General features: G+C 73.2%; 20 protein-coding genes and 1 pseudogene. 9 read left to right on the plus strand and 12 right to left on the minus strand.

Features of this window, described 5'->3' with window-relative positions; all coding sequences use genetic code 11:
• Positions 1–38 precede the first annotated feature (38 nt).
• The 3 genes from ABZ117_RS09250 (at position 39) to ABZ117_RS09260 (ending at position 1,620) form a co-directional block, all read left to right on the plus strand.
• A complete protein-coding gene (locus ABZ117_RS09250) occupies positions 39–467 on the plus strand; it encodes a CBS domain-containing protein (RefSeq protein ID WP_356818883.1) in 429 nt (142 codons plus the stop codon).
• 22 nt (positions 468–489) lie between these two features.
• A complete protein-coding gene (locus ABZ117_RS09255; RefSeq protein ID WP_356818884.1) occupies positions 490–789 on the plus strand; it encodes an SCO5918 family protein in 300 nt (99 codons plus the stop codon).
• Between the two features lie 333 nt (positions 790–1,122).
• On the plus strand, positions 1,123–1,620 hold the full coding sequence (locus tag ABZ117_RS09260; RefSeq protein ID WP_356818886.1) for a DUF5994 family protein: 498 nt from the start codon (positions 1,123–1,125) through the stop codon (positions 1,618–1,620).
• Between the two features lie 62 nt (positions 1,621–1,682).
• On the opposite strand, the gene ABZ117_RS09265 is transcribed toward ABZ117_RS09260, so the two are convergent.
• A complete protein-coding gene (locus ABZ117_RS09265) occupies positions 1,683–2,087 on the minus strand; it encodes a hypothetical protein (protein WP_356818888.1) in 405 nt (134 codons plus the stop codon).
• Between the two features lie 240 nt (positions 2,088–2,327).
• Between ABZ117_RS09265 and ctaD the strand changes: the two are divergent.
• Positions 2,328–3,992, plus strand: a pseudogene (ctaD, locus tag ABZ117_RS09270) (cytochrome c oxidase subunit I); the annotation flags it as partial.
• 56 nt (positions 3,993–4,048) lie between these two features.
• Positions 4,049–4,399 carry a cytochrome C oxidase subunit I gene (locus ABZ117_RS09275; protein ID WP_356818890.1) on the plus strand — a complete coding sequence of 117 codons (351 nt, stop codon included), beginning with the start codon at positions 4,049–4,051 and terminating at the stop codon, positions 4,397–4,399.
• A 731-nt stretch (positions 4,400–5,130) separates the two neighbouring features.
• On the opposite strand, the gene ABZ117_RS09280 is transcribed toward ABZ117_RS09275, so the two are convergent.
• The 3 genes from ABZ117_RS09280 to ABZ117_RS09290 all read right to left on the minus strand — a co-directional run bounded on the left by ABZ117_RS09280 (position 5,131) and on the right by ABZ117_RS09290 (position 6,769).
• Positions 5,131–5,877 (minus strand): 4'-phosphopantetheinyl transferase superfamily protein, encoded by a 747-nt coding sequence (locus ABZ117_RS09280; protein WP_356818892.1) that lies wholly within the window; start codon positions 5,875–5,877, stop codon positions 5,131–5,133.
• A gap of 153 nt (positions 5,878–6,030) precedes the next feature.
• Positions 6,031–6,225 carry a DUF3073 domain-containing protein gene (locus ABZ117_RS09285; protein ID WP_356818894.1) on the minus strand — a complete coding sequence of 65 codons (195 nt, stop codon included), beginning with the start codon at positions 6,223–6,225 and terminating at the stop codon, positions 6,031–6,033.
• A 163-nt stretch (positions 6,226–6,388) separates the two neighbouring features.
• Positions 6,389–6,769 carry an S-adenosylmethionine decarboxylase gene (locus ABZ117_RS09290; protein ID WP_121791121.1) on the minus strand — a complete coding sequence of 127 codons (381 nt, stop codon included), beginning with the start codon at positions 6,767–6,769 and terminating at the stop codon, positions 6,389–6,391.
• 609 nt (positions 6,770–7,378) lie between these two features.
• Between ABZ117_RS09290 and ABZ117_RS09295 the strand changes: the two genes are divergently transcribed.
• Genes ABZ117_RS09295 through ABZ117_RS09305 form a run of 3 tightly spaced genes read left to right on the plus strand, consistent with a single transcriptional unit; the run spans position 7,379 to position 10,660 of the window.
• The gene (locus ABZ117_RS09295; protein WP_356818896.1) at positions 7,379–9,310 is read left to right on the plus strand and encodes a GNAT family N-acetyltransferase; all 1,932 of its coding nucleotides are present in this window, start codon (positions 7,379–7,381) and stop codon (positions 9,308–9,310) included.
• Complete coding sequence (locus ABZ117_RS09300) at positions 9,297–10,361, plus strand: HAD-IIIC family phosphatase (RefSeq protein WP_356818898.1); 1,065 nt, start codon at positions 9,297–9,299, stop codon at positions 10,359–10,361. The genes ABZ117_RS09295 and ABZ117_RS09300 overlap by 14 nt, the downstream gene beginning before the upstream one ends.
• Complete coding sequence (locus ABZ117_RS09305; RefSeq protein WP_356818900.1) at positions 10,358–10,660, plus strand: phosphopantetheine-binding protein; 303 nt, start codon at positions 10,358–10,360, stop codon at positions 10,658–10,660. The genes ABZ117_RS09300 and ABZ117_RS09305 overlap by 4 nt, the downstream gene beginning before the upstream one ends.
• A 63-nt stretch (positions 10,661–10,723) precedes the next feature.
• Here the strand turns inward: ABZ117_RS09305 and ABZ117_RS09310 are convergent, their stop codons facing one another.
• Positions 10,724–11,590, minus strand: coding sequence for an alpha/beta hydrolase (locus ABZ117_RS09310; RefSeq protein ID WP_356818901.1), 867 nt, complete (start codon positions 11,588–11,590; stop codon positions 10,724–10,726).
• A gap of 217 nt (positions 11,591–11,807) precedes the next feature.
• Here ABZ117_RS09310 and ABZ117_RS09315 point away from each other — a divergent pair, with 217 nt between their 5' ends.
• Positions 11,808–12,413: a hypothetical protein gene (locus tag ABZ117_RS09315; protein ID WP_356818903.1), complete on the plus strand. Its 606-nt coding sequence runs from the start codon at positions 11,808–11,810 to the stop codon at positions 12,411–12,413.
• 24 nt (positions 12,414–12,437) lie between these two features.
• On the opposite strand, the gene ABZ117_RS09320 is transcribed toward ABZ117_RS09315, so the two are convergent.
• The 7 genes from ABZ117_RS09320 to ABZ117_RS09350 form a co-directional block, all read right to left on the minus strand.
• Positions 12,438–13,085, minus strand: a complete 648-nt coding sequence (locus ABZ117_RS09320) for a hypothetical protein (RefSeq protein ID WP_356818904.1) — start codon at positions 13,083–13,085, stop codon at positions 12,438–12,440.
• Complete coding sequence (locus ABZ117_RS09325) at positions 13,082–13,399, minus strand: hypothetical protein (RefSeq protein WP_356818906.1); 318 nt, start codon at positions 13,397–13,399, stop codon at positions 13,082–13,084. Before ABZ117_RS09325 ends, ABZ117_RS09320 begins: the two co-directional genes overlap by 4 nt.
• Position 13,400: 1 nt before the next feature.
• Positions 13,401–18,578: a caspase family protein gene (locus ABZ117_RS09330; protein WP_356818908.1), complete on the minus strand. Its 5,178-nt coding sequence runs from the start codon at positions 18,576–18,578 to the stop codon at positions 13,401–13,403.
• Positions 18,579–18,749: 171 nt separating this feature from the next.
• A complete protein-coding gene (locus ABZ117_RS09335) occupies positions 18,750–19,697 on the minus strand; it encodes an MIP/aquaporin family protein (RefSeq protein ID WP_356818910.1) in 948 nt (315 codons plus the stop codon).
• A gap of 180 nt (positions 19,698–19,877) precedes the next feature.
• Positions 19,878–20,045, minus strand: coding sequence for a hypothetical protein (locus ABZ117_RS09340; RefSeq protein WP_356818911.1), 168 nt, complete (start codon positions 20,043–20,045; stop codon positions 19,878–19,880).
• Between the two features lie 17 nt (positions 20,046–20,062).
• A complete protein-coding gene (locus ABZ117_RS09345) occupies positions 20,063–20,437 on the minus strand; it encodes a DUF4328 domain-containing protein (RefSeq protein ID WP_356818913.1) in 375 nt (124 codons plus the stop codon).
• Between the two features lie 137 nt (positions 20,438–20,574).
• Positions 20,575–21,258: a DUF6445 family protein gene (locus ABZ117_RS09350; protein WP_356818914.1), complete on the minus strand. Its 684-nt coding sequence runs from the start codon at positions 21,256–21,258 to the stop codon at positions 20,575–20,577.
• Positions 21,259–21,508 lie beyond the last annotated feature (250 nt).

Consider the following 21,508-nt stretch of genomic DNA (forward strand, 5'->3'; position numbering starts at 1 on the left):
GCGGGTCCGCGAGGCGTCCCGCCGAGGAAGGGAAGCCCTTGAACCCACCCGAGCAGACACCCCGGTCCCCGGCCTCCGCACCCCTTGCGGTGCCGGTGGCCGGCGGCACCGGGCTGACCGCCCGTGACGCGATGGGCGCCCCCGGCCTCCAGATCGACGACCACATGAGCGTCGACGTGGCCCTGTCCGTGCTCATCGGCGCCCGCGCCACCCACCTGCTCCTCCGGGACGACGACGGCCGCTGTTCCGGGCTGGTCACCAGGGCCCAGCTCACCGCCCAACGCGCCGCCTCCTCCTACGGCGACCGGGCCCGGCTGCGGGACATAGCGCTCGACCGCGGACCGTTCACCGCGTCCGTCTCGGCCCTGGGCGACGCGGAGTCGGCCATGCGGACCCGCACACTGGACGTCTCCCCCGTGGTCGACGAGCAGGGCTATGCCCTGGGCGTCCTCACCGTCATCCCCTGACCGCTCTCCCCGTGGAGGCAGCATGCGCTGTGTCATCGCCCGTTTCCCCTTCGACCTGACCAAGAGTGAGGTCGAGCAGTCGATGGAGGGCATCCGGCCCGAACCCGCCGTCGGCAGCTGCGTGACCATCGACCGCCGGGTCTACCCGGTCAAGCAGGTCGGACAGGTCATCACCCGGCAGGACCGCCGTGACTTCACCGCCGCCGAGGTCAGCAGGGCACTGACCCGGCTCGGCTTCACCTGCCACGAGGCGGCGCCCGCCGCCCCCCAGGAGCACACCGACCCCTCGACCCTTCCCTGGGCCGACCACTCGCTGGGCTAGGTCATGTCGTCAAATTCCCGCCGTTCGCCCGGAGGGCGGGCTCTGCGGCGTCAGGTGCGTGCCTTCGGCGTGCCGGGTCCTGACTCTCGTACTGGACGTACTCGGGTCGGGGCCCGGTGCGGCGAGAGTGCGTGCATGGCGTCGTGGAGCAGGCGGGAGTTCGACGTCACGGCCTAGGCCGTCGCGGTCGCCGCCGCCCCTCTCGATCCGTGCCACGGGCGGACGTACGCTGGACGGCACCGGAAGCAAGTCGCGCGGCGACCGCGGTGGTGCCGTTCCCGGCGTACGACGGAAAACGGGCGGCCGGGAGCCGTCCGGGACGGGATCGCACGTATGGACACGCACGGTTGGCCCGCCACCAACGGTTTCCCGGGCGGGCCGCACACGTACCGGATGCCCCTCCCCCGGCTGGCCCTCACCCCCGACATCGGCCACGGCCCGCTGCACGGCGCCTGGTGGCCCCGCTGCGACGCGCTCGAACTCGAACTGCCATCGCTGCTCGGCGCGTTGGGCCCGGGACTGGGCACCGTCGTCGGCGTCACCGTGGACACCGCCGCCTGGCCCGACGTGCCGCGCACGGTGCCGGCGCCCGGCTATGTCCCCGGCTATGTCCCCGGCTATGTCATCGAGGTGTTCCTGTCCGCCGTCGACACCGAGGCGCACACCATCACGCTGGACCGCGGCCCCCTGGGACGCCGCGACCTGCTGGTCGTCCCGCCCGGTGAACCCGCGGGCGCGGCGCACTGGTTGCTGACCACCGCCGCCGACCCGGGCAACGCCCTGTCGGCCCCGCACATGCTGGCGCTCGCTCAGGCCAACTGGGAGCGCTGAGCGGCGGGTCGGGCGCGCGACGCACCACTGCCCAGCGGCTGTCGTCGTGGCAGCGGCGGGTGTCAGGCCGCCGGGTGGCCCTCGTCCCGCCACACGGCGCGGACCACGACGGCCACGACGGTGGTCGCCGCGAGGGTGCCCAGCATGACCAGGGCCACGCCGACGGCGAAGAGGCCGGTGGCGTCGTCCGACCAGTCCAGGTACGCGGCCGTGGTCAGCCCGGCCGTGGTGCCGGCCACCGCGCCCACGACATGCCCCCGGGCCACCGCCCGGCCCACCGGTACCAGCAGGGTCAGCACCAGCCCCGCCACCTGCCAGCCCTCGTACGGCCCGGTCGTCGTGCCGTCGTCGCGCACGTCGTAGCCCCGGTCCCGGCCCAGCCAGGCGGCCCACGCGGCCGACGCCGCAGCGGCCGGCAGGAGAACGGCGAGGAACCGGCGGACGCGTGTGTGCGGTATCCGTCGCATGACCGAAGCCTCGCGGCCCGTCCCCGGTGCCGGACAGAGCACGATCACTCAGACCGGTGTGAGTAGCCCCCGAAAAGCCGGGCGCGCGGTCGTCAGCGCTGCTCCATCCGTGTGTATCCGTCATCCGATCGGCCGAGAGCCGGGCGCTCAGGGCGTCCGGCCCGGGCTCGCACGGCGAGGATGGCGGGTGACTGCCGCCAAGGCGTGGGCGGACGGCGAGCATCGGGAGACAGACGACTTGTGAGCATCCTCAACGAACCCCAGGGCGGTGCCGCGGCAGCTGAGGACTCGTACGAGAACGAACTGCCCGTAAGGCCCAGGCAGCCCGGCAACGTCGTGGTGAAGTGGCTGACGACCACCGACCACAAGACGATCGGCACGCTGTATCTGGCGACGTCGTTCGTGTTCTTCCTGTTCGGCGGCGTGCTGGCGCTGCTCATGCGCGCCGAGCTGGCCCGGCCGGGCCTCCAGATCATCTCCAACGAGCAGTACAACCAGTTGTTCACGATGCACGGCACCGTGATGCTGCTGATGTTCGCCACCCCCCTGTTCGCCGGGTTCACGAACTGGATCATGCCGCTCCAGATCGGCGCGCCCGACGTGGCGTTCCCCCGGCTGAACATGTTCGCCTACTGGCTCTACCTGCTCGGCTCCTCCATCGCCGTCGGCGGCTTCCTCACCCCGCAGGGCTCGGCCGACTTCGGCTGGTTCGCCTACACCCCGCTGTCCGACGCGATCCGCACCCCCGGGCTCGGCGCCGACATGTGGATCATGGGCCTGGCCTTCTCCGGCTTCGGCACCATCCTCGGCGCCGTCAACTTCATCACCACGATCATCTGCATGCGCGCCCCGGGCATGACCATGTTCCGCATGCCGATCTTCACCTGGAACGTGCTGCTGACCGGTGTCCTGGTCCTGCTGGCCTTCCCGGTGCTGGCCGCCGCCCTGTTCGCCCTGGAGGCGGACCGCAAGTTCGGCGCCCACGTCTACGACGCGGCCAACGGCGGCCCGTTGCTGTGGCAGCACCTCTTCTGGTTCTTCGGCCATCCGGAGGTGTACATCATCGCCCTGCCGTTCTTCGGCATCGTCACCGAAGTCATCCCCGTGTTCAGCCGCAAGCCGATCTTCGGCTACATGGGGCTGGTGGCGGCCACCATCGCGATCGCGGGGCTGTCCGTGACGGTGTGGGCGCACCATATGTTCGTCACCGGCGCGGTGTTGCTGCCGTTCTTCTCGTTCATGACCTTCCTGATCGCCGTCCCGACCGGGGTGAAGTTCTTCAACTGGATCGGCACGATGTGGAAGGGCAGTGTCTCCTTCGAGACACCGATGCTGTGGGCGACGGGCTTCCTCGTCACCTTCCTCTTCGGCGGCCTGACCGGAATCATCCTGGCCTCACCGCCGATGGACTTCCACGTCTCCGACACCTACTTCGTGGTGGCGCATTTCCATTACGTGGTCTTCGGCACGGTCGTCTTCGCCATGTTCACCGGTTTCCACTTCTGGTGGCCCAAGTTCACCGGCAAGATGCTGGACGAATGCCTCGGCAAGATCTGCTTCTGGACGCTTTTCGTCGGTTTCCACGGCACGTTCCTGATCCAGCACTGGCTGGGCGCCGAGGGCATGCCGCGCCGCTACGCCGACTATCTGGCGGCCGACGGCTTCACCGCCCTGAACACGATCTCGACGATCAGCTCGTTCCTGCTGGGCCTGTCGATGCTGCCGTTCCTGTACAACGTGTGGAAGACGGCCAAGTACGGCAAGCCGGTCGGCGTGGACGACCCGTGGGGCTACGGCCGCTCGCTGGAGTGGGCGACGTCCTGCCCGCCGCCGCGGCACAACTTCGTCACCCTGCCCCGGATCCGCAGCGAGTCCCCGGCGTTCGACCTGCACCACCCCGACATCGCGGTGACGGAGCACGAGGGCGGCGGGTACCCAGCGACGACCGACCGGGGTCACGGGTGACCGGACTGCCGAAACAGGGGGCCGGCACCGGTGGTGACCTCGGCAACGAGGTGGAGGGGTACCTGTTGTGGCAGGCCAGGGTCGCCGAGGCCGAGCAGCGGGCGCGTGAGTTCACCGGGTCCCTGGACTGGCTGACGACGGCGCAGCGTGAGGAGATCGAGCGGCGGTACGCCGCCGACAGCCTGCGCCGGGCACGGGCGGACCTCGAACGCGTCGCGGCCCGGTGCATGTCGCTGCGGGCCGAGTACGAACAGCGCTACCGGGAGCTGCGGCGGCGCTGCCTGGCCATGACACTGGCCGTCTGCGCCGCGCTGACCACGGTGGCCGCGCTGCTGCTGGCCCTCTGACGCCGGACACCCGGCCGGCCGCATGCGGCGGGTGGCGGGACGGCGGCCCCGCGGACGGCGGGCGGCGACCTGCGGGCGGCGGACGGCGGCCTGCCGACGGCGGACGGCGGCCTGCGGACGGCGGGAGGCGGGTGGCAGCCCTGCGGACGGCGGGCGGCGGGCGGCGGGTGGCGGTCGGCGGGAGGCAGCCTGCGGACGGCAGCCGGCGGACGGCAGACGGCGGACGGCGACCTGCCGACGGCAGCCGGCGGACGGCAGACGGCGGACGGCGACCTGCCGACGGCGGACGGCGACCTGCGGGCGACGGGCGGCAGCCTGCGGACGGCAGGAGGCGGGTGGCGGGCGGCGGGCCGCGAGCGGCGGGCCACGAGCGACAGCCGACAGGCGGCAGCCGGCGGGCCGCGGGCGACAGCCGGCAGCCGGCAGCCGGCAGGCAGCAGGCAGCAGCCGGCGGGCCGCGGGCGACAGGCGACAGCCGACAGGCGGCAGCCGGCGGGCCGCGGGCGACAGGCGATAGGCGGCAGCCTGCGGGCGGCGGGCGGCGGACGACAGCCGACAGGCGGCAGCCTGCGGGCCGCGGGCGGCGGGCGGCGGGCGGCGGGCGGCGGGCCGCGAGCGACAGGCGGCGGGCCGCGAGCGACAGGCGGCAGCCTGCGGGCGGCGGGCCGCGAGCGACAGGCGGCAGCCTGCGGGCGGCGGGCCGCGAGCGGCGGGCGGCGGGTGGCGGCCCGCTACTTCGCCGCCGACAGCAGTGCGTCCGCGTCCTCTTGGGTGATCGCGGGCTGCGCGCCTCCGGTCACGCACACGGTCGCGGGATGCCCCTCCTCCACGACGAGGTCCGCCAGCCGCAGCTCCGCGACGCGTCCGGGCCGGTCCTGCCACCGCTCGATCCGGGCCGGCTCCCCGGGCGGCGACACCTCCAGGCGGCGCGGCGGCAGCCGCAGTCCGATGCCCAGGGCCTTGAGCACCGCTTCCTTGCGGGTCCAGTAGCGCAGCAGGGCGCCGGCCCGGTCGGCGGGCACCAGTGCGTGCAGTACGGCGAGTTCGGCCGCGGACAGGATGTGCCGCGCCACCAGGTCCACGTCGGGCGGGTCGTCGGCCCGCTCCACGTCGAGTCCGATGTCCGCGCCCCGGCACACGGCCAGGCCGACGGTGGGGCCACTGTGGCTGACCGAGAAGCGCAGGCCGCCCGGCGGGTCCACCGCCGGGTCCAGGGCGGGCTTTCCGTGCGGGCCGCCGCAGCGCGGGCACACCCGGCGCAGCGGCACCCGGGCGGCCGGCAGGCCGAGGAGCCGGCCGAGCACCAGCCGGCTCAGCGCGCAGCCGACCAGGAACCGCTGTCGGTCGACCGGGTCGACGGTCGCCTCGTAGCGGGCGGTCTCCACGGGGTCGAGCAGCCGGCGCAGCCGCGGTGGATCGCCGGGCAGCCGGGCCCACCACAGCTGGACGGGCCGCGTGGCGGCCCCGGCGCCGGTCATGTGCCGGCCCTCGCCGTGTCCGAAGCCTGTCCGGTGCGTCCGATGTGTCCGGTAGCCGTCACCCGCCGTACGGGATTCCTCCCGCCGGGCGTGCCGCGAGACGCCTGACGGGATGTCAGCGCGAGGTCCGGGCGGGAAGGAGGCGCGGGGAGGTCACTGCGGGTCGAGCGGGCGTTCCCGTTCGTCGGTGTCGTCCTCGTCGACCAGGATGTCCGCCGCGGCGGGGCGTGGCTCGTCGTCGGTGGACGCCAGTTCCTGCTGAAGTGCCCTGAGATCGGTGCTGGGAGCACGGTATTTGAGTTCGCGAGCGATTTTGGCCTGCTTCGCACGTGCGCGACCGCGTCCCATGATCCATCTCCTCACAGATGCCCGGGCGCAGGGGCCCGTACGTCATCCCCGCGACCGATACTCCCTAGACACCACACCATGCTAGCTCAGTCGGTCTGTTCTCAGCAGACAGGCCGGAGCCCCGGGCCGGTGGTCCGGGCCCGGTACGTACGACGAACGGTACTCAGTGCACGGCCCGGAGCATCCGGGTCACGTTGATCCTGGTCGGGGAGAGCCCGAGCTCGACACTCTGCATCATGCGCTCGCCGTTCAGCCGGCCGTACGCGAGCAGGTCGACGTTGGCAAGGCTGAATTCCGGCCACGTGTGAATGCTCAGGTGCGAGGCGGAAAGCAGCAGAATCGCGGTCACGGCGCCGTTGGGAAAGACATGCGACGCCTCCCCGAGAACCTTGGCGTTGCCCTTGTCGGCGGCGTCGCGCAGTACCTTCAGAAGGCGCTGCTCATCGGTCAGAATGCTGTGATCGCTCACCCATACGTCGACCGCGTAGGAGCACAGGTCGTCGACGTCTATACCTTCGGTGGCGAGTTCCGCGGGATTACTCATGGCGCTCCGGGAAGCGCGCGCCTGAGCCGCTTCCCGCATCTCCTCTCCAAGGGATTCACCACGCGGATTCACCCACGCGGATTCACAGTGATCACGGTGACCGGATCGGGGACTTGACATCCCGACTGCCGACACTTAGCCACATCAGGCTAGCACCCAGGGTAACCTACCGCAGCGCGCTGCGGTGGCCTGCGGGTCCGCCCACCGCGATGTCCGCCGAAGTCCTGTCGGCCGGCCGGCGGAGGGGTGCATTTTCCCGGTGACGCCGAGAGGCGGGCGACCCGGATTCCACGGCACCGGATCGCATTGCCGACACGTCGGCGGCCCGACGGCCGACGCGCCCGCCCGGCAGCGGCAGACCCCATTCGGCCCTTTCTTTCTCCGGATACGAAAAGGCATCCCGACCATGGCCCGCACCGCCGTGATTTTCGGTGATATCGCCGCTCAGAAAAAGCCTGAACAGCCGTTTCCTGGAATTACCGCAACGCCCTTGGACGCCTGGCGTCGCACTTTGCCCGGCCCGTATACTGGCACGAACATTCTCACCCCACGTGGAGCACGATTGTGACGAACGCCCGCCCACGACGCCGCAGAATCAGCGCCGACCGAGTGCTCAATGACGTCGCGGACGCCGTCAGGCTCCAGGAGGGGCCTCCGGGGGTGCGGTCGATCCTGCGTGCCATCCGCCGGCTGGCTCCGGCCTCGACCAAGGACATCAGCCGGGCCGTGGGTCTGCCGGTGCCGATCGTGGCGGCCGTGGGGAACGAACTGCGCACCCGCGGGCTGATCACCCACGAGCGGCCGTCGCAGCTCACCCCGGCCGGCCGGGCCGTCGTCACCGAACTGGGCATGGACCTCACCCTGGACGCCACCTGCCGCACCTGTGACGGGCGGGAACTGGTGATCCCGGAGGTGCTGGAGGAGGCCGTCGCGCGGCTCGGCGCCGTCATGGGGGACGGGCCGGCCGCCGACATGACGCTCGACCAGTCCAAGTGCACCCCCGAGACGAAGGTGCGGCGGGTCCTGGCGCTGCTGTCGGCGGGCACGCTGCCCGGCGGTTCACTGCTCCTGATCGGCGACGACGACCTGATCTCGCTGGCGGTCGCCGTCGTGGGGGACGTGCTCGGGGCACCGCTCGTGGACCAGGTCACGGTGGTCGACATCTCGCCCGACATCCTCGGTTACATCGAGCGGGTGTCGGCGGACCTCGGTACCCGCGTGAGGACCGTGCAGCACGATCTGCGGAATCCGCTGCCGGAAGAACTGCACCGTCAGTTCGATGTCGCGATGACCGATCCGCCGTACACCCCCGAGGGTGCCCGGCTGTTTCTTTCGCGTGCGGTGGAAGGACTTCGCCAGGGGCCGGCGCACAGCATTTTCCTGTCGTTCGGCGGGAAGAGCCCGGACGAAATGCTCCAGGTGCAGCGCGAAATCATGGAACTCGGTCTCGTCACCAATGGATACATCCGCAACTTCAACGAGTACGAGGGCAGCGGAATTCTCGGCGGGGTCGGGTTCTTCCAGCATCTGCTGACCACGAGCGCGACCTCGCCCTCGCAGGAGGGCGACTACCAGGGCCCCCTCTACACGGGTGACAAGCGCTCGCGGCAGCGGATGTACGAGTGCGTGGCCTGCGGTGAGATGGTCCGGGTCGGCGCGGGAGCGAAGTGGACGTCGGTCGGCGTGCTGCGCGCGGAGGGCTGCCCGAACTGCGGCAAGGGCCCCTTCCGCCCCGGCCCGCTGGTGCCCGTCGGAGCGGACAACCAGGCCGAGCAGCCGGCGGCGCCGGGCCCCGGCCCCGACGGCGGCCCGGGGCCCCAGGGCGCGCCGGAGGCCCCGGAGCGGTCCGCCGCCCCGGACCAGGCCGGGGCGACCGCCGTACCCGGCCTCGCCGCGGAGACCGCCGTACCGGATCCCGTCGAGGAGGCCGCCGTACCGGATACCGCCGGGGAGACGGATCCGTACATCCCCGGCGGCCGGACCTGGCAGCCCCTCACCGCCGGTGAGCGCCTCCTGCTGGAGGAACGGGCGGCGCCCTACGTCATCCGGCAGGCCGCCGAACAGGACCTGCCGGCGATCGGGGCCTTCGAGGTCGACATCGCGCGTGTCTCCTTCGGCGGTGACGCCGTGGACGATCCTCTGCGGCACCGCACACGCCTGGCGCGCGCGATGGAGAAGTCCAGAGAAGGGATGATCGTCGCCCACCGGCCGGGCGGTCCGGCGATCGGCTGGCTGTGGGTCAGCGTCAACCAGAACACGATGACCGGCGACCGCTACGCGAACTTCCGCTCGCTGGCCGTGGCCCCGGTGGAGCGCCGGGCCGAGGTCGCCGAGCTGCTGATCTCCTCGGGGCTGGAGTTCGCCGTGCGGAACGGGCTCACCGAGGTCGTCGGCCGGGTGCACGTCGCCAACGTCCCGATGCGCACCCTGTACCGGAAGTTCGGTTTCACCCCGACCAGCCTGGTGATGAAGCTGCGCCTGCCGGCGGGGGACGACAGCCGGCCGTCCGTACGGCGGGATCCGAGCCATGCCGAGCGCTGACGGCGTCAAGTGCGTGGTGTGGGACCTGGACGGCACCCTGTGGGACGGTGTGGCGCTGGAGCGCGCCGACGGCGGGCTGCCCGAGGTGCGGCCGGACATGCTGGCGGCGGTCGACACGCTCGCCGGGCACGGCGTGCTCAGCAGCATCGCCAGCCGCAGCGCTCCGGAGGTGCTGGAGCGCGTCACCCGTGACCCCCGGCTCGCCTCCCGTTTCCTGGCCCCGCAGATCTCCTGGCAGGACAAGAGCCAGGCGCTACGGGCCATCGCCGCGGAGCTGGGCGTGGCGGTCGGGTCCCTGCTCCTGGTCGACGACTCCCCGTACGAGCGGGCCGAGGTGGAGGCCCTGCTGCCCGGGGCGCGTACGGCGGCCCCGCAGGACGTGCCCGCGCTGCTGGACGCCCTCACCGGGCGGCCGGTCACCCCGGAGGCACGCGCGCGGGCGGCCCTGTACCGCACCGAGGAGGCCCGCCGCCGGGCGGGCGAGCGCTTCGAGGGCGGCAGGGAGGAGTTCCTGCGGTGGTGCGGGATGCGGATGGAGGCCGGTGCGGCGGGCGGTGCGGAACTGCCACGGGCACTGGAACTCGCCGAGCGCACCCACCGGCTGAACTCCTCGGGCCTGGACCGCGAGCGGGTCCGGGTCCTGGTCGAGCGGGGTGGCCACCGGCTGTTCACGGCCCGTATGACCGACCGGTTCGGGGACTACGGCATCATCGGCACGGCGCTGGTGCGGCCCGGTCCCGCCGAGTGGTCGGTGCCCCTGCTCGCGCTGTCCTGCCGGATCGCCGGCCGGGGGGCCTCCGTGGCCTTCCTGCGCTGGCTGATGGAACAGGCCCGGTCGGCCGGCGCGGACACGTTCGCGCTGGACCTCCGGCCGACCGAGGCCAACACCGAGCTGCGGCTGCTGTGCCGCCAGGCCGGCCTGCGGGCCGGCACCGACGGCGGCGGTCCGGCGCCGTCGACGGTGACGCTGTCCCGGACCCTTCATGGCGACCTGCCCCCCTGGCCCGCCTGGTTGCAGGTGCGTCCGCTGCCGATTGGAACGACCCCATGACCGATGACACCCTGCGCGGACGACGGATCCGGGTGGAGCGCGAGATCCGCGGGATGCTGGCCGACGCCACGCGCGCGGAACGGGCCCGCGTCGAGCGACTGCCCTCGGACACCAAGCTGTTCGGCCCGGAGATCTCCCTGTCGTCCCTCGGGGGCGTGACCCTGCTGGCCGCCATCACCGACCGCTACGGCGTCGACGTGGCGGCCCAGGACCTGAGCCTGGACTGCCTGGAGTCCATCTCCACCCTGGTCGACTTCGTGGTGTGGCACCTGGCCATATCGCCCGGGAGCAGCGGGTGACCCGTCGCGGCTCCGGCTGACGCGGACCGGAGCCCGGCCCGCTTCCCGGCCGGGCTCAGGCCGTCACCGCCCTGCGCAGGGCCGCGGTGAGTTCCGCGAACCCGCGCCGGGACACGTCGGCGGACAGGAGGGCCGGGGAACCGTGGAACGTGCCGGACCACTGGTGCAGTTCGACGCAACGCCCGCCCGCAGCAGGCCCCGGGCGTAGGCGATGTCCTCGTCGCGGTTCGGGTCGAGTTCCGCGGCGGCGATATAGGCGGGCGGCAGGCCGGAGAGGTCGGTGGCCCGGGCCGGGGCGGCGTACGGCGTCGCGGGCGTGGAGCCCAGGTAGTGGCGCCACGCCGCGGCGCCGGTGGCGCGGTCCGACCAGGGCGTGCCGGTGAGGTTCCGGGCCGACCAGGTCTCCTGCCGGTCGTCCAGCGCGGCCTCGTCGAGCAGCTGGCAGCAGACGGCCGGCCCCCGCCGGTCACGGGCCCGCAGCGCCACCGCCGCGGCCGGCCCCGCGCCGGAGCTGTGTCCGCCGACCGCGATCCGCGCGGGGTCGATGCCCGGCTCGGCCGCGTGCCCGGCGGTCCAGGCCAGTACGGCGTGGACGTCGTCCAGGGCGGCCGGGTAGGGGTGCCCGGGGGCCAGGCGGTAGCCGACCGAGATGACCGTCGCACCGGAGCCGGCGGCGATCCGGGCGGCCCAGTGGTGCTCGGTGTCCAGGTCCCCCAGTACCCATCCGCCGCCGTGCATCGAGACGACCGCGCCCCGGGCCCCGTACGGGCGGTGGATCCGCACCGGTACGTCCGGGCCGACGGGCACCGTGCGGTCCTCGACGGTCGGCGCCGAGGTGTCCGGGGCGGGCCGGGCGGCGGCCGGGTCGGTGAGGTCGAGCCGGACGAAGAACGGGACGAACGCTTCGAGTTCGGGGTCCGTGCCGGCCATCCTGACGCCCGGACGCCGCCAGGAACGTCCGCTCCGGCACGTCACCGCCGAGGGCGCGCACAAGTCCTGCGCCGAGCGGGTACCCGTACCCGGCGGAGGAGCGGACGCAGGTCACGCCGGTTCGGCACACCGGACCGCGGCGTGACGGCGGATGCCGCCGTGACCTGCCGGGATCGCCGGCGGCCAGGGACCGTGCCGTCCGGCCGGGAGGAAGCCGATGCTGCGTTTCGACGGCTGGATCGCCGGTCTGGGAACGGCGTCCGGTACCCGTGCGGTGCTGGGGCACTGGCCGCGGTCGCCGTTCGGGCCGTTCAGTGACGTCATGGTCGAGCGGGAGGACGGGCACCGGCTGCTGCTCGCGCCGTCCCGGCGGATCGCGGACTTCATCGCCACGACCTACAGCTTCGACGAGGTCCGGGTCACGCCCGTCTCCGTGCGGGTCGAGGCGGCGCGGTGGACGGTCGCGGCCGGGCCGCTGGACCTGCGCTTCACCACGGGCCGGCGCGGCCTGACGGGCCTGCTCCTGCGTGCCGTGCCCGCGCGGCTCGCCGCCCGGCCCGCCTGGACCGCGGTGACGTACCTCCCCGCCCGGCTGCTGGGCGTGCGCACCCGTGGCAGCGCGGGGGGCGGGCGGCGCGAGTGGTACGGCGCGCTCGACCTCCGTCCGGTCGTGTCGGCCACCGTGGTTCTGGCCGGCCGGGACCTCGGACCGCTCGCCCCGGTCGTACCGCCCGTGCGGTTCGGTTTCGGTTCGGCACCCCGGCGGCCCGGCCTCGTACGGGTGACCACGACCGTGGCGACGCGGGATCACGGTCGCCGGTGAGGGGACGCGGCCCCGGCGGGCGGGTCAGCACTTGCCGGTGGGGGCCACGCTCACCGCGTCGCGCTGCCAGGTCAGGTGGCGGACCGTCGTGGCGCCCTTGCCGTTAGCGCCGCCCTGCCCGGTCCTGACCGTGACACCGCTGCCGTCGGCCGCCAGCAGTTCGCCGCACACCGTCTGCCCCCGGGTGTGCACCAGCACCGTCCGCGCCGGCTCGTCCGGTGCCGGTGCCACCCAGGTGGCCAGGATGCCGAGCGCGGTGGCCGACACGCCGAGCACGGTCGCCCAGCGCGTGACCCGGATCCGCTTCGCGATCCGGTCCCGCTCCCCGCGCTCCCAGTCCAGCAGCGCCACGGCATGGGCGTACGGCAGCCGGTCACCGGGCCGGCCGTGCGCGGCCGACACAGCGGCGAAGGCGGCGGCGAGGAGCGCCACCAGCCCCATCGCCACCAGCACGACGACCGTCGTCCGGTAACCGGCGGGCAGTTCGGCGACGTTCTCGCGGCCCTTGAGGACCAGGACGGCGGCGAGCAGCCCGGTGGCGAGGGTGAGGAAGTTCCGCCAGCCCTCCGCCTGCGCCCGCGCGATCGCCACCTGGTTCTCCACCATCGCGTCCAGCCGCCGCTGGGCGCGCCGCAGTTCCAGGGGCGCGTACTTCCTCCCGGACGCCGTCACGAGCCGGTGCCCGCCGGGCGGACCGCCATCCACGCGGCGCCGCAGCCCCCGGTCTCCTGCTCGTCCCCGGCGTGCGCCCGCATGCACCGGCACTGCATGTACACCTCGTCCGGGACCGGCACCTCCACCTTGAGGCGCCGCCGGCCCAACGTCACCGCGCCGGGCATCACCTCCGGGACCGGGTGCACGGTCGGGCCGGCGCAGGCCGGGCAGCTGCCGGAGACGACGAGCCGCCCGCCGGAGGAGTCCCACACGAACCCGGCCTGCTGGTCCGGCCAGTACGTGGCCTCGTATGCCTTCTCGACGTGGGACACGTCAGCTCCTCTCGTACGGCGGCGGACGGAAGCCGAACAGCGGAGCGTAGTCCAGGAGCCGGGCGCGCACGTCATCGGCGGTCAGGTCCGTCTCCTCGGCGGCCAGCCGGATGTGGTCATCACAAACGTCACCGGACAGGACCGGTTCCCGGCCGGTGAGCCGGGCGGTGAGCAGGATCACGTCCCGCCAGTCGGGGACGCGGGTGCACGCGGGCTCGGGGAACGGGACGTCCAGCCCGATCACGACGAAGGGCCGCAGCCTGCGGTACGTGTCCCGCAGCCCGCTGCCGAGCCGGCCGGCGGCCACCACCAGGGCGAGCGGCGTCAGCGTCCAGGACCTCTCCAGGGCGGCCTGGAGCAGCGCGTTCTCGGCGGCCTCGTCCCGCTCCTCGTGTGCGCGGGACCGGACGGCGCCGGGGGGAACGGGCACGGTGGGGGCGCCCAGGGAGCGGTAGGCGTTGAGGAGGGCGGCGGCGGTGGGGAGGTCGGTACCCATACCGTGCGCGAATTCGACCAGGTCGTGCAGCCAGAGGCCCTTCCGCCACCTTCCGTCCCCGGAAGACAGGGCACCGACCACCGATCCGTCCGGTGTCAGTCCGGAGGCGTCGGGCGGGATCTCCGGCACGTCGAAGCCGTAGGGGGCCAGCTTGTCCCGCACTCTCTTCCCGGTGGTCCCGAGGTCGTCACCGGTCTCCGCCGCGAGAGCCATGAGCCAAGCGGGGCCGATCCGGGCGTCGCGCCCGGCGCCCACCGGGCTGGCGGGGTGTCCCGAACTCCGTCGACCCAGCGACAACGAGCCGCGCCACAGACTCCGGGGGCGCGCGGACCGGGACCGCGACAGCCAGGCACGGGCCGCCTCGACCGCTCCGCGCTCGACCAGGCCCGCCTCCACGAGCGCCTCCACCGCGGCGATGTGCCGTGGCCGCGCCGCGGGGTCGTCCAGATCGGCGATCCGCCCCAGCAGCTGCCAGGTGGTGATCGGCGGTGTCCCGGGCGCGTCACCGGCACCGCGGGTGGCAGCCCGCTCCGCCGGGAGCTGCCGGCACCAGCCGGGCGGCACGAACGAGGCGAGCGGGCCCGGCACCGCGACCTCGATGCCCAACGGGACCGCCCAGCCGGCCAGCCAGTCCGCTGTGGCCCCGACGGTCTCCTCCCGCTTCGCCGCCAGCCGGACCAGGTGCCGCGGACCGATCGGGCCCGGGGTGAGGAACGGGGGTTCCGCGTCCAGATCCCGGCTGAGCGCGACGAGCTGCGCCTCGTCCAGGAGGTGGGGCAGACCGGGCCCGGTGAGCCGGTAACCGAGCGGTTCGAAACGACGCACGACCGCCTCGATCTCGGCCGACGGGATACCCGTCTGGTGTGCCCGGTAGGCGACGTCCACCGGACGCACCGCCCCGGAGAAATGGAGGGTGATGACCAGCGCGTGCGTAGCGGAGGCCTGGTCGTTCAGCAGGATGCGCCGTTCGCGGGCGTCCACCCGATGGGTTTCGAGGGGCCCCAGGTCGGGGGGTGCGGGTATCGACGGATCGACGGCCGACAACTGCCCGAACAGCTGCGCGAGAGTCCCCAGGCTCACCTTCTCGGCGGCCGACACGCGCACCATCGCCTGCCGCACGGCATGGTGCCGGCCCTCCTCGTCCTCCCGGCCGGACCGGCCTTTCGCGTCCCGGAACGACTCGTACAAGGTGGTTGCCAGACGACTCGGGACGATGTCGTCCAGGGCACGGATGTCCGCGGCCTCCGGTACGGGCACTCCCGTGACGGCGTACCGGCGCAGTCTGCGGGTGACCTCCCGCAGCGAGCGGCCGGTGTCCCCGGCGGCGCGCAGCGGTTCCCTCCACGAGCTGCCCGGTGCGGTGCGGAACAGCAGCGCGTCGAGGGGCTCCGGCCGGGGGAAGCCCTCCGGCGTGGTGACCGGCTCGGGCGCCTGCTGCACGCCCAGCACGCCGGCGCGCCAGGCCGCGAAGAAACGCATACCGAGGTCGGCCTCCGGAAGGCTCGTCAGGTAGACGGCCTGGTCGACGGGCACACACCCGACGTCCGCCAGCGTGAGGTCCCGCCGGAACGGGGTCCAGTGGTCGCGCCGCGGCTGCGCCGGGAGCGACACGGGCACGTCGGCCTCCATCAGCCGGCCGACGACCTGTTCCGCGATCCTCGGGTGGGTGTCGGCCAGGTTCCACAGCCACTCCAGAGGGAACGGCCGCCACGCCTTGCCCACCAGTGCGGGGACGGCCGCCTCCAGGTCCTCCTCGACGCGGTGCTCGTCGTAGCCGAGGAAGCGGTTGCGGTCGACGCTCAGCTCCAGCCGGTGCCGGCCGCGCAGGTTCACCACGTAGCCGTCCGGCGCGTCCTCCTCCGAGACGAGCAGTCCGTCGGCCAGCAGCATGCCCGCGCCCTGCACCCACCACACGCCCTCGGTCGCCTTGATGCGCGTGCCCGGCAGGGAGGAGTCGCCGTACAGCTCGCCCGGCCACCAGGTCACCGGGTCACGGCCGTGCTCCCGGGCGGTCACCTCCAGCGGGGTGGAGATCAGGAACTCGCGCAACGCCTGGACGAGGGAGGGGCGTAGGTCCTCCGTCGCGTCGGGCTCGTCGTGCAGGTAGAGCCGGACCCTGGTGCCGCCGTTCTCCAGTCCCGTCCGCTCCCTGCTCAGATGCATCAGGCCCGAGCCCGCGGTGACACTGGCCCGGTGGCCGTCCTCGATGGGCACGCTCCCGGACAGGCTGACCGGCCGGGTGACCACCTCGACCTCCTCGGCCAGCATGAAGTAGCTGAAGACGCCGATGCCGAACCGGCTGTTCAGCTCGGTGGTGATGCCGCGCCGGCGCCACCGGCGCATCTCGCGCATCCGGGACGATGACTGTTCGGAGCGGCGGCCGGCCTGGGCGAAGAGGTCCCTCAGCTCCTCGGCCGTCATCCCGACGCCGTTGTCCTCGCACTCGATGTACGCCCGGCCCGTGGCCGGGTCGACGTCCTGGGTGAAGACGATGCGGCATCCGGCGAGCTGTTCCGGCTCGGTCTCGTCGCCGGTCCGCCGGGCGGGGGCCGAGTAGCGGCGCCGTGCCTGGCGCACCCGGCACGCGTCGAGGGCGTTCTGGTACAGCTCACGCACCGCCAGCATCCGGTCGCCGTACAGCTGGGTGCCCATGATGAGCGGCTTGACCTCGTCCTCGGCCAGCCGGAACCGGGGCGGTGGCTTGTCGAACCCGCGGTTCCTGGGCATCAGGCCCTCGGTCTTGATCACCTCGGGCAGGCCGGAGAGGAGGTCGCCGGCCCGCATGGCGGCCTGGCCGCGCCGGGTCGCCCCCGACACCGTGACGATCCGGGTCGTGAGCCGTTCCAGCGCCGTGTACAGGGCCGCGTTGCCGCACTTGAACACCAGCAGCCAGCGGGTGGACGGCCCCTGGCCGGGCGCGGCGGGGTTCCCCGGCCATCCGTCGGTGCCGGGCCGGAAGCCGTCGTTCGTGGTGATCTCGCCGATGATGCTCTCGGGCCGGACCTGCGTGGGCTCGCGCGGCCCCAGGTGGTCGATGAGCACGCCGTCCAGCATGCGCGGGTCGATGGCGAGGAGGCCGGCGAGGTGCAGCAGTGCCGCCAGGTCGTGCGGGCGCCAGCTCCACCGCTTCTCCCCGCACAGGTACGTGCACAGGTCGGTCTCCCAGTCGCTGCCGTCGGGTGCCACGGTGTCCGCCGGGGTGCCGGTGCCGAGCTGGGAGACGACCTGGATCACGGCGTGCCGCAGCTTGTCCCGGCCCTCGGTGCCCAGTGTGAGGTCGGCGGCGCTCTCCGCCGCCCGCACCAGCAGGTCGATCGCCCGGCGCAGGCTCTCCAGGTCCGCGTCGCCGCGCTTCTCCCACAGCAGGTCCCAGTCGGCGAGGAAGCGGTGGCGCAGCCAGTACTCCGCACTGCGGGCGTCGTCCTTCCGCCCGCGCCGCAGCAGCGTCCGGCGGGTCGCCTCGATCTGCCGGTGGGCGCGCCGTACGTCGCCCATGTCGCGGTCCAGGTGCCACGCGAAGCCGCCCTCGGGCAGGGCCCGGGTGGTGGCGTCGGTGTGGTCCGGGCCGTCCCCGTGGAGGTTGCTCAGCGCCAGCAGTCCGCAGGCCAGGGCGGCCTCGCGCAGGAACGGGGCGCCCAGGAGGACCACGGTCTCGATCAGGCTCAGCCGCGCGTCGGCGGCCTGAAGGAGCCGGCCGAGCCGCTTGATCAGCCGCTCCTGGACGAGGGGGTCGTCCCACGGGTCGGCCCCGGCCCGTTTGGCGTCGCGGATCTCGCCGACCTTGGTCACGACCTCCGCGAGGTGTGCCTTCGCCCTGGTCTTCTGGGCGTCCGTGCCCTCGGTCCGCTCCCACAGGTCCGACTGGACGACCGCGTCCATCCAGGGACCGGAGGACGTCCTCGCCTCGCACAGCGGTACGTCGGCGTGGGAGCCGGCCGTCCCGTCGAAGCTCAGCCACCGGGTGTCGATGTCGGGCGGCCTGCGGGCGGTGTAGTTCGCCGCGATCTGCGGGGCGCGCCGCCGCACGCGCCGGATCACCTCGCCGAACGTACGGGCCGAGGACTCCGGCGCCAGGGACTCGCTCAGGGCCCTGGCCAGGACACTCCCGCTGTCGGGGTGCGCCAGGGCGTCCTCGCCGGGGGAGCAGGCGCTCAGCATGACGACGTTGTCCCGGTCGCGGCTGACCTTCACTCCCTCGAAGGTCGCCGGAGGGGTGCCGCCGCTGCTCCGGCAGGCGTCGAAGCAGAGCATCACCGTGGCGGTCGAGGTCAGGGGCGCCAGCAGTTCGTCGGGCACCACCTCGATGAGCCCCTGCGGGCCCAGGGTCCGCTGCCCGTCGGGCCCCCACCGTGCGCGCGTGTCGCTCGGCAGGAGGTAGTCAGTCTCGCCGAACCGGACGCCGTGGCCGGCGAAGTAGACGAGGCCGGCGTCGCCGTCCTCCAAGGAGTTCAGGAAGCGGCCCAGCTCGTCACGGACGGTGCCGCCGTCGGTCGTGTCCTCCTCGTCCAGGACTCTCACGTGTTCCGGCGGGTAGTTGCTGCGCAGCAGCGTGTTGCGCAAGGTCACCGCGTCCCTGGCGGTGAAGGGCAGGGCCGGGAAGTCGTCCTTCAGCTCCGGCACCTGTTCCAGCTGCGGATAGGCGGGCACCGCGATCAGCAGAGCCCGCCGACGCCCGGTGCTCATTGTGCTCGAACCCCCCCTGGACACCGGCGAGTTCGCACCCGCCCCGGCGTGGAGGGCGATTATCGCAGACGGGCGCCGCCGGCCGGGGCGGAACCGCTGGCCCCGGCCGGCGGTGCGCGTGCGGACGGGCCGCCGTGCCCGGGCCGGGGCGCGGCGGCCGTCCGTCGTCGGCTACTCGTCGTCGCTGGTGAGGACCGGGGTCGAGCGTCCCGGTTCGGGCAGCTCGGCCATCTCCGACCGCACGACCAGGACGTCCCCGATGAACAGGTCGTAGATCAGGATGCCGATGGCGCCGCCGACCAGCGGCCCGAGGATCGGGATCCACCAGTAGGCGCTGAACGCGCCGGGCACGGTCCCCGGGAACGCCAGCCCGTCCCAGCCGGCCGCGTAGGTGAACAGGCGGGGGCCGAAGTCGCGGGCCGGGTTGATGGCGTACCCGGCGTTCGCGCCGTACGACATGCCGATGGCGGCGACGACGAAGCCCACGATCAGCGGTCCGAGGTTGGCCTTCACGGCCTGGTTGCGCAGATCGATGACGGCGGCGATCAGCATCAGCAGGAAGGCCGTGCCGACGATCTGGTCGATCAGCGGCCCCCAGACGCCGCCGTGGAAGTACGGCGCCGGGAACGTCGCGAAGATCGAGAACGTGGCGAGGGTGTGCCCGCCCGTCTTGGGCCCCTTCGACGCGCTGTCGAAGGCGTTGATCGCGCTGTGGTAGACGAGGTAGACCAGGGCCGCGCCGGTGAGGGCGCCGACGACCTGGGCGAACCAGTACGGCACGACCTTGGCCCAGGAGAACCCGCGGCGCAGCGCCATCGCCAGGGTCACCGCCGGGTTGAGGTGGGCGCCGCTGACGCCGCCGGCGACGTAGACGCCGAGCATGACCGCCATCGCCCAGCCCCAGGTGATCAGCAGCCAGTCGCCGGCCGCGAGGAAGATCGTGGTGGTGGTGGCCGCCCGGCCCGAGCCGGGCAGTGCGGCGACCGCCATCGCGACGACACCGCAGCCGAAGGAGATGAGGACGAAGGTTCCGAGGAACTCCGCCAGACACTCGCCCAGCAGCCCGCCGCGGCTCCTGAGCCGTGACGGCTTGACGAGCGGAGGGATTTCCACAGCCATGGAGGCCCCCTTTGAAAGAGCGATGCGCCCAATATCACCATATTGGCCCACAAAGCCACTCCCCGCAGGGTGACGGTCACGGAGGCCGGCTCAGCCCCCGGAAACCCCCCGGCGCCCCGCCGCCCGGCTGCCCGTCGGCCACGCGGTGTGCGGTGCCCCGGCCGGCGCGGTGGCCGCCCGCTACGCCGCCCGCATCCGCTCCGTCTGTACGGCCGTGACACTCCGCACGGCGAGCGCTCCGGCGACGGCGGCCCCGATGACGGCCGCGTCACTCGCGAGCAGCGGCCACACACCGGTGTAGGCGCGGGCGATGATCTCGTCCGTGGAGTCCTCGCAGAGAAGCCCCACGCCGCTGAGCATCCCGATCAGCCACAGCACCCACCACACGTCGACGCTGACGGGCAGCCTCCGCCCCGGCGCCGTACGCCGGAACGCGTCCGCGACGATCCCGTCGGGGCCCACAGGTCGACGAACGGCACGACCCACCCGAGGTACAGCCGGATCCCCGCGTACTCGGGCTCCTGCCCGGACAGCGCACGCGCGTCGTCCCGCAGCCGCACCAGCCAGGACAGGAAGAGCAGCGCGCAGAGGACCACCGCGCCGCCCCCTAGGGAGGTCACGAGGTGGTAGGAGTTCTCCAGCGAGTTCAGTGGGCGATGCTCCCCGCCGCCCTGGTCCGGCGGGCCCGACGCCGGTTCCCCGGCCAGCGCGAGCCGCACCTCCCACACGGCCCGCGCCACCCAGGCGGCCCCGGCGAGAAGCAGCCCCCCGCTGCCAGCCGGCCCGTCCTCCCCACGAACCGGCAGCCGGGAGGACGGCCGCCGGTCTGGTACATCTGTTCGGTCATCACCTCATCCTGACACCCGCGTCAGGCGGCTCACGCCATCCAGAAGAACACCGCCGTCATCCGCTTCTCCTCCAGCGTGCGCCCGGTGTAAGCGGTCGCGCTGTGCACGAGGTTGGCGTGGTAGAGGAGCAGGCGGTTGTACCGGTGCGGGACCCGGACGTCCTCCTCGAAGGCGTCCGGCGCGACGAACCGCGTGCCGAGGGCCTCGACGAGATTGGTGTGCGGGGCCTGGACGACGTTCCCGCCGAGCCGGCCGCCGGACAGGTGCTGGCGGTAGAAGCTGGTGCCGCAGTCCTTGGGCACGCCGGGGTTGAGGTAGAGGACGGCGGCGTACCGGCACAGGGCGCGGGAGTCGGTGTGCGGGCGGGGCTCGCTCTCCCCCTCGCCGACCACCTGGACGCAGTTGTGGTTGAGGGTGCCGCCGCCCGGCGCCCGCTGCACCCACAGGTCCTTCGCGCCGGTCGCCTTCTTCACCAGCCGTTCGATCCGGGCCAGTTCACCCGGCTCCAGGCCGGGCATGGCACGCAGCCCGGGCCAGCTCTCGGAGGTGTACGGATACCCCTCGGTCCAGTCGTCCTTCGCCAGACACCGCTCCCGTACGGCGTCGATGCCGGGCAGGACGTCGTCCAGCACCCAGTAGTCACGGCCCCGGGTCGGCCGGCGGTAGGGCAGGACGGGCAGCGCGGCGGGCCGGGGCGGCGGTTGCGGAGGCATGCGGCGAATCTAGGGCCGCGTCCGCCGGGCTTCACCCGGGGAAGGGTCAACCTTTCGGCAACCGTTCGCCATGGTCACCAACACCTGGCAATCCCGCACGGCGATACGGGCATGCGCAGTTTTTACCCGCGCCGCAGAGACGAATCGCTCTCCCGTCCGTACTGCTGTGCGTCCCCACCGCCCGCCGCTCCCGCCGCGGGCCGGATCCACGACCGGACAGGAGGCACGGTGCGCTTTTCGCGGAACGCGA

Origin of the sequence: Streptomyces sp. NPDC006309, from assembly GCF_040613095.1 — a bacterium.
In the GTDB taxonomy this organism is placed as follows: domain Bacteria; phylum Actinomycetota; class Actinomycetes; order Streptomycetales; family Streptomycetaceae; genus Streptomyces.

Excerpts from the sequence above, each read along its gene's own strand:
- ABZ117_RS09315 (WP_356818903.1), top strand. The coding sequence starts at position 11,808 with ATGCTGCGTTTCGACGGCTGGATCGCCGGTCTGGGAACGGCGTCCGGT.
- ABZ117_RS09300 (WP_356818898.1), top strand. The coding sequence starts at position 9,297 with ATGCCGAGCGCTGACGGCGTCAAGTGCGTGGTGTGGGACCTGGACGGC.
- ABZ117_RS09255 (WP_356818884.1), top strand. The coding sequence starts at position 490 with ATGCGCTGTGTCATCGCCCGTTTCCCCTTCGACCTGACCAAGAGTGAG.
- ABZ117_RS09350 (WP_356818914.1), bottom strand. The coding sequence starts at position 21,258 with ATGCCTCCGCAACCGCCGCCCCGGCCCGCCGCGCTGCCCGTCCTGCCC.
- ABZ117_RS09310 (WP_356818901.1), bottom strand. The coding sequence starts at position 11,590 with ATGGCCGGCACGGACCCCGAACTCGAAGCGTTCGTCCCGTTCTTCGTC.
- ABZ117_RS09335 (WP_356818910.1), bottom strand. The coding sequence starts at position 19,697 with ATGGCTGTGGAAATCCCTCCGCTCGTCAAGCCGTCACGGCTCAGGAGC.
- ABZ117_RS09260 (WP_356818886.1), top strand. The coding sequence starts at position 1,123 with ATGGACACGCACGGTTGGCCCGCCACCAACGGTTTCCCGGGCGGGCCG.
- ABZ117_RS09290 (WP_121791121.1), bottom strand. The coding sequence starts at position 6,769 with ATGAGTAATCCCGCGGAACTCGCCACCGAAGGTATAGACGTCGACGAC.
- ABZ117_RS09285 (WP_356818894.1), bottom strand. The coding sequence starts at position 6,225 with ATGGGACGCGGTCGCGCACGTGCGAAGCAGGCCAAAATCGCTCGCGAA.
- ABZ117_RS09305 (WP_356818900.1), top strand. The coding sequence starts at position 10,358 with ATGACCGATGACACCCTGCGCGGACGACGGATCCGGGTGGAGCGCGAG.
- ABZ117_RS09265 (WP_356818888.1), bottom strand. The coding sequence starts at position 2,087 with ATGCGACGGATACCGCACACACGCGTCCGCCGGTTCCTCGCCGTTCTC.
- ABZ117_RS09280 (WP_356818892.1), bottom strand. The coding sequence starts at position 5,877 with ATGACCGGCGCCGGGGCCGCCACGCGGCCCGTCCAGCTGTGGTGGGCC.
- ABZ117_RS09330 (WP_356818908.1), bottom strand. The coding sequence starts at position 18,578 with ATGAGCACCGGGCGTCGGCGGGCTCTGCTGATCGCGGTGCCCGCCTAT.